17 protein-coding genes are annotated in these 13,892 nt (G+C 66.4%); 14 read left to right on the plus strand and 3 right to left on the minus strand.

The window, feature by feature from the left end; translation table 11 throughout:
- Positions 1–262 precede the first annotated feature (262 nt).
- The 7 genes from parA to K3F48_RS17160 all read left to right on the plus strand — a co-directional run bounded on the left by parA (position 263) and on the right by K3F48_RS17160 (position 5,337).
- On the plus strand, positions 263–913 hold the full coding sequence (gene parA, locus K3F48_RS17130) for a ParA family partition ATPase (protein ID WP_222576650.1): 651 nt from the start codon (positions 263–265) through the stop codon (positions 911–913).
- Positions 910–1,161: a hypothetical protein gene (locus K3F48_RS17135; protein WP_222576651.1), complete on the plus strand. Its 252-nt coding sequence runs from the start codon at positions 910–912 to the stop codon at positions 1,159–1,161. Before parA ends, K3F48_RS17135 begins: the two co-directional genes overlap by 4 nt.
- A complete protein-coding gene (locus tag K3F48_RS17140; RefSeq protein WP_222576652.1) occupies positions 1,158–1,679 on the plus strand; it encodes a DUF2840 domain-containing protein in 522 nt (173 codons plus the stop codon). Before K3F48_RS17135 ends, K3F48_RS17140 begins: the two co-directional genes overlap by 4 nt.
- Positions 1,676–2,221, plus strand: a complete 546-nt coding sequence (locus K3F48_RS17145) for a S26 family signal peptidase (RefSeq protein ID WP_222576653.1) — start codon at positions 1,676–1,678, stop codon at positions 2,219–2,221. The genes K3F48_RS17140 and K3F48_RS17145 overlap by 4 nt, the downstream gene beginning before the upstream one ends.
- Before the next feature lie 66 nt (positions 2,222–2,287).
- Positions 2,288–2,623, plus strand: a complete 336-nt coding sequence (locus tag K3F48_RS17150; RefSeq protein ID WP_222576654.1) for a DUF736 domain-containing protein — start codon at positions 2,288–2,290, stop codon at positions 2,621–2,623.
- A gap of 4 nt (positions 2,624–2,627) precedes the next feature.
- On the plus strand, positions 2,628–3,356 hold the full coding sequence (locus tag K3F48_RS17155) for a lytic transglycosylase domain-containing protein (protein ID WP_222576714.1): 729 nt from the start codon (positions 2,628–2,630) through the stop codon (positions 3,354–3,356).
- 244 nt (positions 3,357–3,600) lie between these two features.
- Entirely contained in the window at positions 3,601–5,337 is a 1,737-nt protein-coding gene (locus K3F48_RS17160) for a VirD2 family relaxase/mobilization nuclease (protein WP_222576655.1), read from the plus strand.
- A 72-nt stretch (positions 5,338–5,409) separates the two neighbouring features.
- Here the strand turns inward: K3F48_RS17160 and K3F48_RS17165 are convergent, their stop codons facing one another.
- Positions 5,410–5,826, minus strand: a complete 417-nt coding sequence (locus K3F48_RS17165) for an NUDIX domain-containing protein (RefSeq protein ID WP_222576656.1) — start codon at positions 5,824–5,826, stop codon at positions 5,410–5,412.
- Positions 5,816–6,397 (minus strand): TIGR00730 family Rossman fold protein, encoded by a 582-nt coding sequence (locus K3F48_RS17170; RefSeq protein ID WP_222576715.1) that lies wholly within the window; start codon positions 6,395–6,397, stop codon positions 5,816–5,818. Before K3F48_RS17170 ends, K3F48_RS17165 begins: the two co-directional genes overlap by 11 nt.
- A gap of 195 nt (positions 6,398–6,592) precedes the next feature.
- On the opposite strand from K3F48_RS17170, the gene K3F48_RS17175 reads away from it, so the two are divergent.
- On the plus strand, positions 6,593–7,219 hold the full coding sequence (locus K3F48_RS17175) for a CatA-like O-acetyltransferase (RefSeq protein WP_222576657.1): 627 nt from the start codon (positions 6,593–6,595) through the stop codon (positions 7,217–7,219).
- On the plus strand, positions 7,212–7,883 hold the full coding sequence (locus K3F48_RS17180; protein ID WP_222576658.1) for a class I SAM-dependent methyltransferase: 672 nt from the start codon (positions 7,212–7,214) through the stop codon (positions 7,881–7,883). Before K3F48_RS17175 ends, K3F48_RS17180 begins: the two co-directional genes overlap by 8 nt.
- Before the next feature lie 160 nt (positions 7,884–8,043).
- Here the strand turns inward: K3F48_RS17180 and K3F48_RS17185 are convergent, their stop codons facing one another.
- Complete coding sequence (locus K3F48_RS17185) at positions 8,044–9,204, minus strand: MFS transporter (RefSeq protein ID WP_222576659.1); 1,161 nt, start codon at positions 9,202–9,204, stop codon at positions 8,044–8,046.
- Positions 9,205–9,691: 487 nt separating this feature from the next.
- Between K3F48_RS17185 and K3F48_RS17190 the strand changes: the two genes are divergently transcribed.
- The 5 genes from K3F48_RS17190 (at position 9,692) to K3F48_RS17210 (ending at position 13,887) form a co-directional block, all read left to right on the plus strand.
- Positions 9,692–11,683 carry a conjugal transfer protein TraG gene (locus K3F48_RS17190; RefSeq protein WP_222576660.1) on the plus strand — a complete coding sequence of 664 codons (1,992 nt, stop codon included), beginning with the start codon at positions 9,692–9,694 and terminating at the stop codon, positions 11,681–11,683.
- A gap of 7 nt (positions 11,684–11,690) precedes the next feature.
- Positions 11,691–12,125 carry a ribbon-helix-helix protein, CopG family gene (locus K3F48_RS17195; RefSeq protein ID WP_222576661.1) on the plus strand — a complete coding sequence of 145 codons (435 nt, stop codon included), beginning with the start codon at positions 11,691–11,693 and terminating at the stop codon, positions 12,123–12,125.
- A gap of 216 nt (positions 12,126–12,341) precedes the next feature.
- Complete coding sequence (trbB, locus tag K3F48_RS17200) at positions 12,342–13,277, plus strand: P-type conjugative transfer ATPase TrbB (RefSeq protein WP_255609265.1); 936 nt, start codon at positions 12,342–12,344, stop codon at positions 13,275–13,277.
- Positions 13,274–13,606, plus strand: a complete 333-nt coding sequence (locus K3F48_RS17205; protein WP_222576663.1) for a TrbC/VirB2 family protein — start codon at positions 13,274–13,276, stop codon at positions 13,604–13,606. The genes trbB and K3F48_RS17205 overlap by 4 nt, the downstream gene beginning before the upstream one ends.
- Entirely contained in the window at positions 13,606–13,887 is a 282-nt protein-coding gene (locus K3F48_RS17210; RefSeq protein WP_222576664.1) for a VirB3 family type IV secretion system protein, read from the plus strand. Before K3F48_RS17205 ends, K3F48_RS17210 begins: the two co-directional genes overlap by 1 nt.
- Positions 13,888–13,892 lie beyond the last annotated feature (5 nt).

Below are 13,892 nucleotides of genomic sequence, written 5' to 3' on the forward strand. Positions count from 1 at the left end.
CGGGAATCGAATCGCAGAGGCATCATCGCCACCGCCGCAGCGCCGGCGAGGGGGCACTGGTCAGTACCCCGGCTAACCAAGATTCTAACTTTGAAGAGCGCGTGCGCGATGTGGAGAACATCGCCGGCAGGCTTTCGTCCAAACCCAAAGCAACAACATCAACAAGGACTCGTAGGCCCGCGTATTTCCGCAGAGACGGCTCTACGACCACCAATACTGCCAGCGCATCGCGACCGCCTCTCGGGAAATCGCGAGGCACGCGATGATCGTGGCGTTCCTCAATCAGAAGGGCGGTGTCGGTAAAACGACACTCGCGCTGCATCTCGCCGGCGAATGGGCGGGAAGGGGCAAGCGCGTCACACTGGTCGACGCGGATCCGCAGGGCTCGGCGCTCGACTGGTCGCAGCAACGGGCGCGAGAAAGGCTCCCCCGGCTCTTCGGCGTCGTCGGCCTGGCGCGCGACACGCTCCATCGGGAAGCGCCCGAACTGGCACGCGACGCCGATCATGTCGTCATCGACGGCCCGCCGCGTGTCGCCGGGCTCATGCGCTCGGCGCTGCTCGCCGCCGATCTGGTGTTGATCCCCGTGCAGCCCTCGCCGCTCGACGGCTGGGCCTCGGCGGAAATGCTGGCGCTCCTCGCCGAGGCGCGCATCTACCGGCCGGAACTGAGCGCCCGTTTCGTGCTCAATCGCTGCGGCGCCCGCACCGTGCTGGCGCGCGAAACCGCGGAAACGCTGGCCGATCACAACCCGCCCGTGCTCGCCAGCACGATCGGCCAGCGTGTCGCTTTCGCGGCCGCCGCGCAGACCGGACGCCTCGTGTCGGAACTCCACGACGACGTTCCCGGCGCGCGCGAGATCTCGGCATTGGCCGCCGAGATCGAACGGCTTGGCGTCGGGAGGCGCGCATGAGCGGGCGCACCCGACGCGGCTTCGCCTCACGGCCCGCCAATCCCGAACTCTGGATCAAGGCCGCCGACACGCTGTCGCCGCGCGTTGGCGAAGCAAGCGGCTTCACCGCGCGCCTGACGATCGACGTGACGCCCGAGCTGCGCGCTCGCATCAAGATCGCCGCTTTTCGGCGGGGACAGACCGTCGCCGACATTCTGCGCGATTTGCTCGCGCGCGAATTCCCGACAACCGAAGGAGACCCGTCATGACCGGCGCCGCGGCCCCCCGCGTGCGCGCCGGCCCCGTGCCGCCCGCGCATCCCTCCGACAACCTCACCCACGTCGAACTGACCTGGATCGAGAAGCGTATCGAGAATTGGATCAGGTTCGGCCGCGAGGCGAATGAACAGGTGCTCGATCGTCGTCGGCGCGTCCTGTCGTTCCGTCCAGGCAGCACTTTCGCCTTCGTGCGCTGGGTCGCCAACGACTTCGGCACCATCATCTCGCGCATCGACATCGTGCGCGCCGTGGCGCCCGGTCAGTCCTGCCAGACGATCCCTTTCGTGCGTCCCGGCGGCGACATCCTGCTGAAGGTCGAGCGCTGGCCGAGGGTCGAACAAGTGCTCCGGCACATCGACGCCGTGGAAGCAGCCGGGATCGACGCCTGCGAGGTCGCGCCTGACCACTGGCGGCACATTCACAACCGGATGAGCGCCGGCCACGAGCCGCGCGCCTACACGATCGAGCGCCATCAGGCATGGCTCAAGCGGCGGGGGATCGAAGGATGACCCGCTTCGGCTACGTCATGCTGACGTATCTCGTGACGCTGGCCATCGCCATCGCGTCCTTCTTTCCCATCCCGGTCCGCCTGGTCTGGAACGCCTCCGCCAGTGCCCCGATCGGCCTCTACGGGATCGAGCCCGCCCGCCATCTCGCTGTCACCGATCTGGTGGCGGTGACGCCGCCGGAGCCGTTTGCCGACTTCATGGTCGACCGCGGCTATATCGGCCGCGACGTGCCGCTCATGAAGCGCGTCATGGCGCTGCCGGGGCAAGTAGTCTGCCGCGCCGGCCACAGCATCACCGTCGACGGCGTGCCGCTTGGCGACGCGCTCGACCGCGACCGCATGGGCCGCGCGTTGCCGGTTTGGCGCGGCTGCCGGCGCATCGCGGACGGCGACCTCTTCCTCATGAACCCGGACATCCGCGACAGCCTTGACGGCCGTTACTTCGGCCCGATTGCGGCGCGCAGCGTCATTGGCCGTGCGACGCCGCTCTACACCGACGAGGACGGCGATGGCCGCTTCGTGTGGCGCGCACCGACACGCTGACTGTTCGCAAACAGCAGATGCACGACGCGACACCTTCCCTTCCACCACCAGCAACAGGAGACTTTCATGCCGCAAATTGGCCAGTTCACACGCGAGACGACAGGTTTCGTCGGACGCATCCACACGCTCACGGTTTACCGCGAACTCACCCTCGTTCCGGCCGAACCGTCTGATGCTGAAAACGCGCCCGACTATCGCATCCATCAAGGCAATGACGACGGCCCCGAGATCGGCGCGGGCTGGAAGCGCACCGGCGAACGTGCGGGCGACTACATCGCGCTCGTCATCGACGACCCGACTCTGCCGCAGCCGATCCGCGCCAATCTGTTCCGCGACGATGACGATGGAACGTCCTGGTCGCTGCACTGGAGCCGTCCGGCCAAGCGCAGCGGAAAGGACTGACGTAATGCGCTCGGCTCGCCGCCGCCTCGCCCTTCTTCTCCTTTCCGGCTTGCCGTTCATTGCGACGCCGGCGCCGCCTGCCATCGCGCAGACCGCGCCGGTCTCGCGCCCAGCGCCGGCCGATCCCTACGCCGCGCCTATCGCCGAGGCTTCGCAACGCTTCGGCGTTCCGGCCGCCTGGATCAGGGCCGTCATGGGCGTCGAGAGTGCAAACGATCCGCGCGCCATTTCACCCAAGGGCGCGATGGGGCTCATGCAGATCATGCCGGAGACATGGACGTATCTGCGCGCCCGGCATCGCCTCGGGCGCGATCCATACGATCCGCGCGACAACATCCTGGCGGGCGCGGCATATCTGCGGGAGTTGCACGACCGCTACGGTTCACCCGGTTTCCTCGCGGCCTATAACGCCGGCCCCGGTCGCTACGAGGACTATCTCGCGGGCCGTCCTCTGCCCTCCGAAACGCGCGCCTATGTCGCCGCTCTCGCGCCGGTGATTGACGGTGGCACGTCGCCCGCGCCGATCATCGTCGCGGCCGCCGATCTGCTAGCCTGGACACGCGCACCGCTCTTCATCGAACAGCCGAACCGCACACCCGGCGCCGATCCTGTGTCGGATGAGCGACTGGCCGGAGACGCATCGGCCGCATCCGCTATGCGCGATGTCTCCGCCCTCGCACCACAATCGGCGGGCCTCTTCGTCGCGCGTTCCGCTTCAGGAGAGCCGCGATGATAGCCGACTGGCCCATTCGCATCCTATCGCACTCCTGCGCGTCAAAGTCGGTGTGCAGGCGGGACCGGAACAACACAACCGACCGATGGCAGGATAAAGGGGCGCGATGTGCGCTTCGGTTCGGTTGTGCTTTTTCAATGGGTTATGCCCCGCTTTCGCGAGGTGCGCCGGATCGGCGCAGCCTGCGCTCCCGCTCATTTCCAAACGAAATCATCGCGTTGCCGCGATGTGCGGGTCATCGGTCATGACCGACGACCACGAATTCCGCATCCGGCCGGGCCGCATCCGCTCGACCAGCGCGCAACGGGCGCGGCCCTTCATCGCCCAGGCCCTGGCGGCCGCGCAGCGGGCCGGCGGCAGCGTCTCCCGGCAAGGGAAGATCGGACCCGGCGCGCGCTCCCGGTTCGGGCGCGGCCAGCGCGCCTCGATCCAGGCGAACCGCCTCGTCACCGCGCGCTCGCGCGGCGCGGTCATCAAGGCGCGCGTCGTCCGCCAGGGCGGCCGCTCCGCGCCGCTCGCGACCCATCTCGACTATCTGCGGCGCGACGGCGTCACCCGGGATGGGGAGAAGGCCCGGCTGTTCGGTCCGGGCGGCGGCGACGCGGATGCCAAGGATTTCGCCAGGCGTGCCGAAGACGATCGCCACCATTTCCGCTTCATCGTCTCACCTGACGACGCGCTGGAGATGTCCGACCTCAAGGGCTTCACCCGCGAGCTCGTCGGCCAGATGGAGAAGGATCTCGGCACGCGGCTCGAATGGGTCGCGGTCGATCACTGGAACACCGAGCATCCGCACGTCCATCTGATCGTGCGCGGCGTGCGCGAGGACGGCGAGAACCTCGTCATCTCGCGCGACTATATCAAGGAGGGCATGCGCGATCGGGCGCGCGATCTCATCACTCAGGAGCTGGGGCCGCGCACGGATCAGGAAATCCGCCGCACGCTCGAGCGGCAGATCGACGCCGATCGCTGGACCAATCTCGATCGCCAGCTCGCGCGCGACAGCTACCGCACCGGCATCATCGACCTCGCGCCGCATCCCGATCGCCGGCCCGACGAATTCCACGCCTTGAAGATCGGGCGGCTGCGTAAGCTCGAAAAGCTTGGACTTGCCGACGAGATCGGCCCGGGCCAATGGACGATGTCCGAGAAGGCCGAGGCGACGCTGCGCGAACTTGGGCTACGTGGCGATATCATTAAGCGGATCCATCACGGCCTCACCGAACGCGGCATCGAGCGCGGCGCGGCGAGCTATGTGCTCGCCTCCGAAAGCCTCGACGATCCCGTCATCGGCCGCCTGGTCGCGCGTGGGCTCGACGATGAACTGAAGGGCACAGCCTTCGTCGTGCTCGACGGCGTCGACGGGCGCACCCACCATATCAAGCTGCCCGATCTCGATGCGGCCGGCGACGGCGCGCCGGGCTCGATCGTCGAGCCCCGCAAGTTCGACGACGCGCGCGGCCAGCGGCGCGTCGCCATCGCGGTGCGCTCCGATCTCGACATCGAACGGCAGGTCACCGCCACGGGTGCAACCTGGCTCGACCGGCAGAATATCGCCCGCGAGCCTGTGGCGCTCGGCGGCGGCTTCGGCGCCGAGGTGCGCGAGGCCATGGACCGTCGCGCCGAGTATCTTGTCGGTCAGGGCCTCGCCGAGCGCCAGAAGCGCGGCGTCAGCTTCCAGCCCGGCCTCGTCGACACACTCCGCCGCCGCGAGCTCGACGCAGTCGCCGGGAAGATCGCTGCTGAGACCGGCAGGCCGCGAGTGAAGCCGGAAGCCGGCGAATATGTCTCCGGCGCCTACCAGCGGCGGCTGACGCTCGCGAGCGGCCGCTTCGCCATGATCGACGACGGGCTCGGCTTCAGTCTCGTGCCCTGGACGCCTTCACTCGAAAGGCAGCTCGGCCGTCACGTCTCCGGCGTCGCGCGGGCCGATGGCGGGGTGGACTGGAGCTTCGGCCGCAAGCGCGGACTCGGCCTCTAAGATCACGCTAGACCGCGTCCGCTTCTTGCCCGAGCCGCGCCAACTCTCGCCGCCGCATGGCGGCGAGGTCCATCAGGCAAGGCGCTGACCAAGATGGGCGAGCGCGACCAGTGTTGCTCGGGTCAACGGGGCCGGCAGTTGATCCAGTCTGAACCATCCCCATGCTGCCAGCGCGTTCGGTTCGAGGATTTGCGGCTCGCCCTCAGAATCCTCGACGATATAGACGGGCGCCACCCAATGCTCATCGCGTTCGACGTCAATCTGATCGACCAAGCACAACAGGCGTCGCGGCTGGATCACAAGCCCGAGTTCCTCGGCAATCTCGCGGGCGGCCGCGGCGGACACTGTCTCGAGCCAGTCGACCTTGCCGCCGGGCAAACCCCAGTGGTCCGCCTCAGGCGGACGTTTGCGCTTGACCAGCAGGAGCTTGCCATCCCGCAGGAGCGCCGCTCCGCAGCCGACGCGCGGTGAGCGTACTTCACCGTTCATGGTGGCCGACCCATTTGGTTACACTTGGCGGGGAATAGCCACGAATGGCCTCGATTAGAATCTCGGGCCTCTCTTCGACGACGATCATGCGGCGGTGCGCGGGCTTCAGGAATACTTCCTCGACGACATGATCGAGGAAGCCCAGCAGTCGGTCATAGAAGCCCTCGATATTGAGAAATGCGCACGGCTTGCCATGGCTTCCGAGCTGACCCCAAGTCCAGACCTCGAATATCTCCTCGAGCGTGCCGATGCCGCCAGGCAGAGCGACGAAGGCGTCGGAGAGTTCGGCCATGAGCGCCTTGCGCTCATGCATGGAGCCAACGACCCGCAGGTCGGCAAGGCCGGTGTGAGCGACCTCGCGCTTGACGAGGCTTTGCGGCATGACACCGATCACCTCGCCGCCGGCGGCCATCGCTGCGTCGGCCATTGCTCCCATCAAGCCGACGGACGCACCACCGTAGACCAGGCCGATGCGTTCCCGCACCAAGAGACGGCCCAGCGAAACGGCAGCCTCGCGATAGGCGGAACGTCGACCAGAGTTCGACCCAGAGAAAACGCAAATGCGACGCATATCGTTGACCATGAAGCACTCGAATTGGAACGCGGCTCTATAGCGCGAATCGGTGACGTTGGCACAATGGCGGTCCTTTATTGACAGACGTCCCGCCGATCCATTAGAAAGAATGCGCTCTGGCGGAGCTGAACGGTACGTGCCGGAAAACTACTTGCCCCGAAAATCGAGACGGGCTCTCGCGGGGAAAGTGTTATGTTCGGCCGCCAAGCGCACCTCACCTTCTTCAACGCTTACGACCTGCCCGTGGTGAACATAACCGCGGAGTGCCGGTGTCGCGATTTCGTGACTGCTGCAAAGGCCCGCAGTCTGCCCCCTTTTTCAGTGCTGCTCTACAGCATCGCGCAAACGAGCCTTGCACTGGCCCCCTTCCGGCACCGCTTGCTCGAAGGACGCACGCATTGCGTCGACGAATTGCAAGTGTCGTATCCGGTGATCGGGGCTGACGGAAACCTGGACTTCTCGCCCTTTGCGTTCGATCAGGATTTCGAAGAGTTCGTGTCACGCTACCTTGCCGATCGCTCCGAAGCTCGGCGGGCGCGACACCTACGCCTCGTACCCATGCATGACCGCAACTACTTGTTCGTGACCTGCCTTCCCTGGCTGGCCTTCACTGCCATCCAGCACCCGATCGCTCGCTTCGCGGACTGCTCCATTCCCAATATCGCTGCGGGACGATTCAGACCTGCAGAGGGAGATGTCGTCTTTCCGCTGGCGGTCCAGGCCCATCACGGTCTCGTGGACGGCTGGCACATCTTCCAGTTCATCTCGATGGTGGCGGATTCCTTGAACTCATTCGTGGAAGACGTCTCCCATGCCTGAACCCACGATCTTCCTGCCGGTCGCTGAGGCCTACGATCGTTGGTCGCGCTTTTACGACAGCTACGACAACCCGCTTATCTTCGGCGTCGATCAGGTGATCGGACTGCTTGCACAAACTGTGGCAGGAAAAGACGTTATCGAGTTCGGCTGCGGCACCGGGCGAAATCTCCTGCAATTGAAGAAGCATGGCGCAGCCAGCTTGATCGGCTGCGATCTTTCGGCTGGCATGCTCGCGCGCGCGCGGCGCGATCCAGAGCTCGAGCTCCTGCGCCATGACATCATGCAGCCGCTGGCGCGGCCGAGCGCCTCGGTCGATGTGGTGCTGTTCTCATTGACGCTGGAGCACGTAGCCGACATTGCGCCGCCGCTGCGCGAAGCCAGACGCCTCCTTCGGCCTTCCGGAACGATCCTGCTCATCGAGATCCATCCGTTCATGTCCATGGGCAATGTGGGCGCGCACTTTCGCGACGGCGACGATGTCGTGCAAATGCCGACCTTTCCGCACGCTTTCTCCGACTATTTGAACACAGCGGCTTCGGTTGGGCTGCGCGTGGCCAAGTGTCGGGAGTGGCGACCTCGCGATTTCCGCGGGCCGCTTCCGGCCAAAGTTCTCAAGCGCGGTTCCGATTTCCCCCTATTGGTCGAGTTCTCGCTGCGCCTCTGAGCGACAAACTCCGCCACGTGAATGATTCCTTCGGCAAAGCTGGCTATCGACTCCGCACCGCAATTTCTCGCGGCAGGTCACCACCGTCCTCATGATTGTGCCCGCCTAGGCTGCGACGTGTGGACCACCGAGTGACTCGGGCGCAGCAATAGCCGCAATGTCAGGCGTTTTCGCTGCTCCTCGAGCTTGCAAGATCCCAAGCGGTCAGTCCGACGCCAACCGACAGGCCGATGCCGAACACGATCGCTGCGCCGCGAACTCCGCTGCCTTCGAGTACTACCGCAGCGAGCGGGAGGACGGCGAGGATCGTCAGATTGTTCAGGCTCTCGGAAATCGCCAGAACCACGCCCTTGTCCTCCTTCGCCCGGGACGCGAGGATCGCGGTGCTGGTGGGAGCAGCGACCCCGAGAGCCGCCCCCCACACGCCGAGCGATAGTAGGGACCCCGCCAACGCCACGGGTACTATAAGAAAGAGGCCGACCGCACACAGGACAACGAGGGTCGCGAGCGTCAGCGTCATCTCATCTCGCCCGCACAGCCGGCTGATACGGCCGACGCCAAAGTTGCCGAAACCGAGCCCGATGCCAAACGCGGAGACTGCGCCACCCGCCTCGGCTGCGCCGAAACCGTATCGCAGGCGCAAGACCTCGCCCGACAACAGGAAGGCCGATACCGCCGTGCCATTCCAGGCGCCCTTGGCGACGAGCGGCCGCAGAATTGCCCACTCCCTCAGCCTTTTCCAAGAGATGCGCCCAGGCGTCACCCGCGCGGGCCCCACAGGAATCACGCTCCGTCCGAGCGCGAATGTGCCAACGCACCCGGCTGCTGTCGCGAGGAAGGGCGCGGTCCAGCCGAAAGCGTCGGTGAGCAGGCCCGCAACCACCGGGCCCAATGCGATCCCGAGCGTCATGCCCAACATGACGAGGCCCATGGCGCCCGCTTGCCGATCCGACGGCATGCGATCCGCGATGAGCGCGAAAACCGTCGGGATGAGCGCTGCCGAGGCCAGCCCGCCGAAGACCCGAAAGACGATGGCCGCCGCGAAGGATGGCGCAAGCGTCAACGCAGCGCCATCGAGCGCGAAGAGCAGCAGCGCCGCGAGCAAGAGCCGCCGCCGGTCGATCCGGTCGGAGAAATAACCGAACACCGGCGCGGCAAGCGCGTAAGCAAACGCGTAGCTGGAGACAAGCCATGCGGCGCGGGCGGGCGTGACATCGAACGCCGCGCCAAGCGGCGCCAGCATGGGCGACAGCATGAATTCCGTCGCCCCGACGAAATAGACCACAAGCGCAAGAACGGGGAGCAGAAATTGGGATGGCACGAACCGGCCTCCTTGGAAAGGCATGGGCGATATCCGGCGCGTGGACGCAACGCGTCGGGCATCGCCGGGACGAGCAGTCGGTAGGTCGAGAGGGGGAATTCAGCGGACGCTGGAGATGCGGGCGCCACGCGCGAACGCCTTGGTCATCGCAAAAGGCGACGAAGCGTCCTGCCGAGGGAAGAGCGCGGACCCGAACAAATCACGCCTGATGGAGGCGGAAGGCGGCAAAGTGATCGCCGCAGGCGTTCGAAGACGTAGAATGCTGGTAGCAAAAGAGCGGCTTTCGATCAACTCCGTCCGCCGCTCGCCTTTCAGTTCCCTGTCGGACGCGTCGTCGCGACGCGCCCTTCGGGTCTGGGTTCAACCGCCGAACTCCTGTCTTTACGCGATGGCGCCGCCGAAACCTCGCCGGCAGGCTTTGAGGTCTTGAGAACGGTGCCGCGATCCTCCGATCTTCACGGTATTTTCCCGCGAAGAGAGCTGGAGCATGTCCGCGACAAAAATCCTCTGGGGGCAGATCCTCACCGTCTCTTTGATCGTGCTCGCGACGACCTGGGCCGCGACGCAGTGGACGGCGTGGCAGCTCGGCTTCCAGCCGCAGCTCGGCCGGCCATGGTTCGAACTCTTCGGCTGGCCTGTCTACCATCCGCCGGCCTTCTTCTGGTGGTGGTACTTCTACGACGCCTATGCACCGCACGTTTTCGTCGAGGGCGCCTATATCGCGGCATCGGGCGGCTTTATCGCCATCGCGGTCGCCATCGGGATGTCGGTCTGGCGCGCGCGCGAGGCCAAGAATGTCGAGACCTATGGCTCGGCGCGCTGGGCGCGCGCCGATGAGGTGCGAGCCGCTGGTCTGCTTGGACCCGACGGGGTGGTACTCGGCAAATTCGACAGTGCCTACCTTCGGCATGACGGACCAGAGCATGTGCTGTGCTTCGCGCCGACGCGCTCGGGCAAAGGCGTCGGCCTTGTCGTGCCGTCGCTGCTCACCTGGCCGGGCTCGGCGATCGTCCACGACATCAAGGGCGAGAACTGGTCGCTGACTGCCGGCTTCCGCGCGCGCCACGGCCGGGTCCTGCTCTTCGATCCGACCAATGCGAAGTCGGCCGCCTATAATCCGCTGCTCGAGGTCCGCCGCGGCGAATGGGAGGTGCGCGACGTCCAGAACATCGCCGACATCCTGGTCGATCCGGAAGGGAGTCTCGAGAAGCGAAACCACTGGGAGAAGACCAGCCACGCGCTCCTGGTCGGCGCGATCCTCCACGTCCTCTACGCCGAGGAGAACAAGACGCTCGCCGGCGTCGCCGCCTTCCTGTCCGATCCGAAGCGGCCGATCGAGTCGACGCTCGCCGCGATGATGAAGACCGCGCATCTCGGCGAGGCCGGGCCGCATCCCGTCATCGCTTCGGCGGCGCGCGAGCTGCTCAACAAATCCGACAACGAGCGCTCAGGCGTGCTCTCGACCGCGATGTCATTCCTCGGCCTCTATCGCGACCCCGTCGTCGCCGAGGTGACGCGCCGCTGCGACTGGCGCATCGCCGACATTGTCGGCGGTCGCCACCCGACCAGCCTCTACCTGGTCGTGCCGCCCTCCGACATCGCCCGGACCAAGCCGCTCATTCGGCTGATCCTCAATCAGATCGGCCGGCGTTTGACCGAGGATCTGCAGGCGAAGGGCAACCGCCATCGGCTGCTACTCATGCTCGACGAGTTCCCGGCGCTCGGCCGCCTGGACTTCTTCGAGTCCGCCCTGGCGTTCATGGCGGGCTATGGCCTGAAGAGCTTCCTGATCGCGCAGTCGCTGAACCAGATCGAGAAGGCTTACGGGCCGAACAACTCGATCCTCGACAACTGCCATGTGCGCGTCAGCTTCGCAACGAACGACGAGCGCACCGCCAAGCGCGTGTCGGACGCGCTCGGCACCGCGACCGAGATGCGTGCCATGCGCAACTATGCCGGCCATCGGCTGTCGCCCTGGCTTGGCCATCTGATGGTGTCGCGCTCGGAGACCGCCAGGCCGCTGCTCACGCCGGGCGAGATCATGCAGCTCCCGCCGGCCGACGAGATCGTCATGGTCGCGGGCACGCCGCCGATCCGGGCGAAGAAGGCGCGATACTTCGAGGACCGGCGCTTCAAGGAGCGGATCATGCCGCCGCCGGCACTGACCAGACCGTCGGGGGCGAGCGCCGACGACTGGAGCCGGCTGCCGCTTCCGGCTCGGCCGAAGGTGGCGGTCCTAGAGGGCACCGTCGTATCCGAGGCCGGCGACGAAGATCCGATCGGGTCGGAGCGGCGCCACCAGCCCGAGCTCGCGCGCGCCGTACCGGTCGAGAAGAAGATGCCGATCGAGAACGAGTTCGATGGCGGCGTCGACGACGATGCCGACGACGACACCGCGCGCATCAGCCGCGCGAACCAAATCATGCAAGGCGTCGCGCGCCAGGTCTCGCTCGATCCGAACGACGGCATGGAGCTGTGAGGCGCTGATGACCAAGCCGACGAAGAAACAGCGCCTGTCGGTCTATCTCGAACCCGAGGTGATGAAGGCGCTCGCCGCCCATGCCGCTCGCCGCGACCAGTCGCGCTCGCTGATCGCCGAGGCGGCGATCGCGTCCTTCCTGTCGCCGGATGCCGCTGAGCGTCAGGAGGCGGCGACGACCAAGCGCCTCGACCAGCTTGACCGACGCATGACCCGCATGGAGCGCGATCTCGGCATCTCGGTCGAGATGCTAGCCGTTTTCGTGCGCTTCTGGCTCACCACCAACCCGCCTTTGCCTGAACCGGCGCAGGCCGCCGCCCGGGCGCAGGCTGGCGAGCGCTATGACGCCTTCGTCGCCGCATTGGGCCGCAGACTCGCCAAGGGGCCGAAGCTGCGGCAGGAGATTTCAGAAGACATCGAGCCCGCGCGCGACGCGCAATAGGCGTCGATTGCGGCATCTCAAGTAATCGCCGATTCCGCCGAACACCTGTATTTGCACTCCACAGTACGACGCTCGAAACAATCTGTTGCAGCCGACCGATTTCCGGTTCTCTTAATCATCCCCGATCCAGGGGCGGCTTGACGCGGTCCCGCAAAGGACGGGGACGACGTGGCCATCTCTTCCGAGAAATCTGAGGCGATACTTCGAGGGGCCCGCATGCTGCGGACCGCTCTCGGCCCCGCCATCGCCGGTTTTCTCGGAGACGCCGGCGTAGTCGAGGTGATGCTCAACCCTGACGGCCGTCTCTGGATCGACCGGCTGTCCGAGGGATTGTCCGACACCGGCGAGAGGCTGTCGGCCGCCGATGGCGAGCGCATCGTGCGCCTCGTCGCACACCATGTCGGCGCCGAAGTTCATGCCGGCAATCCGCGTGTCTCGGCCGAACTGCCGGAAACGGGAGAGCGGTTCGAGGGATTGCTGCCCCCGGTCGTTGCGGCGCCGGCCTTCGCAATCCGCAAGCCCGCCGTCGCCGTCTTCACGCTAAGCGACTACGTCGCTGGCGGGATCATGACGGCCGAGCAGGCCGAGATCCTGCGCCAGGCGGTCGCCGATCGGCGCAACATCCTCGTCGCCGGCGGCACCTCGACCGGCAAGACCACGCTCACCAACGCGCTGCTCGCCGAAGTCTCCAAGACCTCCGATCGCGTCGTCCTCATCGAGGACACCCGCGAGCTGCAATGCGCCGCGCCGAACCTGGTCGCCATGCGGACCAAGGACGGAGTCGCGACGCTCTCCGATCTTGTCCGCTCCTCCCTCCGCCTGCGCCCTGATCGCATTCCGATCGGCGAGGTGCGCGGCGCCGAGGCGCTCGACCTCTTGAAAGCCTGGGGCACGGGCCATCCGGGCGGCATCGGCACGATCCACGCCGGCACCGCGCTCGGCGCTTTGCGCCGCCTCGAGCAGCTCATCCAGGAAGCCGTCATCACCGTCCCGCGCGCCTTGATCGCTGAAACGATCGACCTCGTCGCAGTGCTCTCCGGACGCGGCGCCACCCGACGCCTGGCCGAGCTCGGCCGCGTCGAGGGGCTCAGCCCAGAAGGCGACTACCGCGTCCGCCCCGTCACCCAGCCCCTCGAAGGAGACCACGCATGATCGGCCGTGCCCTGCATTTTCGCCGCCACATCGCAATCGCCACATCCGTCCTCTTGGTCAGCATGATCCTGGCTCCCGCAGCCCATGCCTCCGGCTCGTCCATGCCGTGGGAACAGCCGCTGCAGCAGATCCTTCAATCGATCGAGGGGCCGGTCGCGAAGATCATCGCGGTGATCATCATCATCGTCACCGGCCTGACGCTCGCCTTCGGCGACACGTCCGGGGGCTTCCGCCGCCTGATCCAGATCGTCTTCGGCCTGTCGATCGCCTTCGCCGCGTCGAGCTTCTTCCTGTCGTTCTTCTCGTTCGGCGGCGGAGCGCTCGTCTGATGGCGGGCCTCATCGAGAGCGGCGGCGACGTGCCGGGCTTCACCGTTCCGGTTCACCGGGCGCTGACCGAGCACATCCTGCTTGGGGGCGCGCCGCGGTCGATCGCCATCCTGAACGGCACGCTCGCCGCCGCTCTCGGTCTCGGCCTACGGCTCTGGCTCGTCGGCCTGGTGCTCTGGGCCATCGGCCATTTCGCCGCCGTCTGGGCGGCCAAACGCGACCCGCAGTTCGTCGACGTCGGTCGCCGGCACCTGCGCATCCCCGGCCATCTCGGAGTCTGAGGCAC

The organism is Methylosinus sp. Sm6 (assembly GCF_019802345.1).
Taxonomy (GTDB): domain Bacteria; phylum Pseudomonadota; class Alphaproteobacteria; order Rhizobiales; family Beijerinckiaceae; genus Methylosinus.

Excerpts from the sequence above, each read along its gene's own strand:
- parA (WP_222576650.1), top strand. The coding sequence starts at position 263 with ATGATCGTGGCGTTCCTCAATCAGAAGGGCGGTGTCGGTAAAACGACA.
- K3F48_RS17135 (WP_222576651.1), top strand. The coding sequence starts at position 910 with ATGAGCGGGCGCACCCGACGCGGCTTCGCCTCACGGCCCGCCAATCCC.
- K3F48_RS17140 (WP_222576652.1), top strand. The coding sequence starts at position 1,158 with ATGACCGGCGCCGCGGCCCCCCGCGTGCGCGCCGGCCCCGTGCCGCCC.
- K3F48_RS17145 (WP_222576653.1), top strand. The coding sequence starts at position 1,676 with ATGACCCGCTTCGGCTACGTCATGCTGACGTATCTCGTGACGCTGGCC.
- K3F48_RS17150 (WP_222576654.1), top strand. The coding sequence starts at position 2,288 with ATGCCGCAAATTGGCCAGTTCACACGCGAGACGACAGGTTTCGTCGGA.
- K3F48_RS17155 (WP_222576714.1), top strand. The coding sequence starts at position 2,628 with ATGCGCTCGGCTCGCCGCCGCCTCGCCCTTCTTCTCCTTTCCGGCTTG.
- K3F48_RS17160 (WP_222576655.1), top strand. The coding sequence starts at position 3,601 with ATGACCGACGACCACGAATTCCGCATCCGGCCGGGCCGCATCCGCTCG.
- K3F48_RS17165 (WP_222576656.1), bottom strand. The coding sequence starts at position 5,826 with ATGAACGGTGAAGTACGCTCACCGCGCGTCGGCTGCGGAGCGGCGCTC.
- K3F48_RS17170 (WP_222576715.1), bottom strand. The coding sequence starts at position 6,397 with ATGCGTCGCATTTGCGTTTTCTCTGGGTCGAACTCTGGTCGACGTTCC.
- K3F48_RS17175 (WP_222576657.1), top strand. The coding sequence starts at position 6,593 with ATGTTCGGCCGCCAAGCGCACCTCACCTTCTTCAACGCTTACGACCTG.
- K3F48_RS17180 (WP_222576658.1), top strand. The coding sequence starts at position 7,212 with ATGCCTGAACCCACGATCTTCCTGCCGGTCGCTGAGGCCTACGATCGT.
- K3F48_RS17190 (WP_222576660.1), top strand. The coding sequence starts at position 9,692 with ATGTCCGCGACAAAAATCCTCTGGGGGCAGATCCTCACCGTCTCTTTG.
- K3F48_RS17195 (WP_222576661.1), top strand. The coding sequence starts at position 11,691 with ATGACCAAGCCGACGAAGAAACAGCGCCTGTCGGTCTATCTCGAACCC.
- trbB (WP_255609265.1), top strand. The coding sequence starts at position 12,342 with ATGCTGCGGACCGCTCTCGGCCCCGCCATCGCCGGTTTTCTCGGAGAC.
- K3F48_RS17205 (WP_222576663.1), top strand. The coding sequence starts at position 13,274 with ATGATCGGCCGTGCCCTGCATTTTCGCCGCCACATCGCAATCGCCACA.
- K3F48_RS17210 (WP_222576664.1), top strand. The coding sequence starts at position 13,606 with ATGGCGGGCCTCATCGAGAGCGGCGGCGACGTGCCGGGCTTCACCGTT.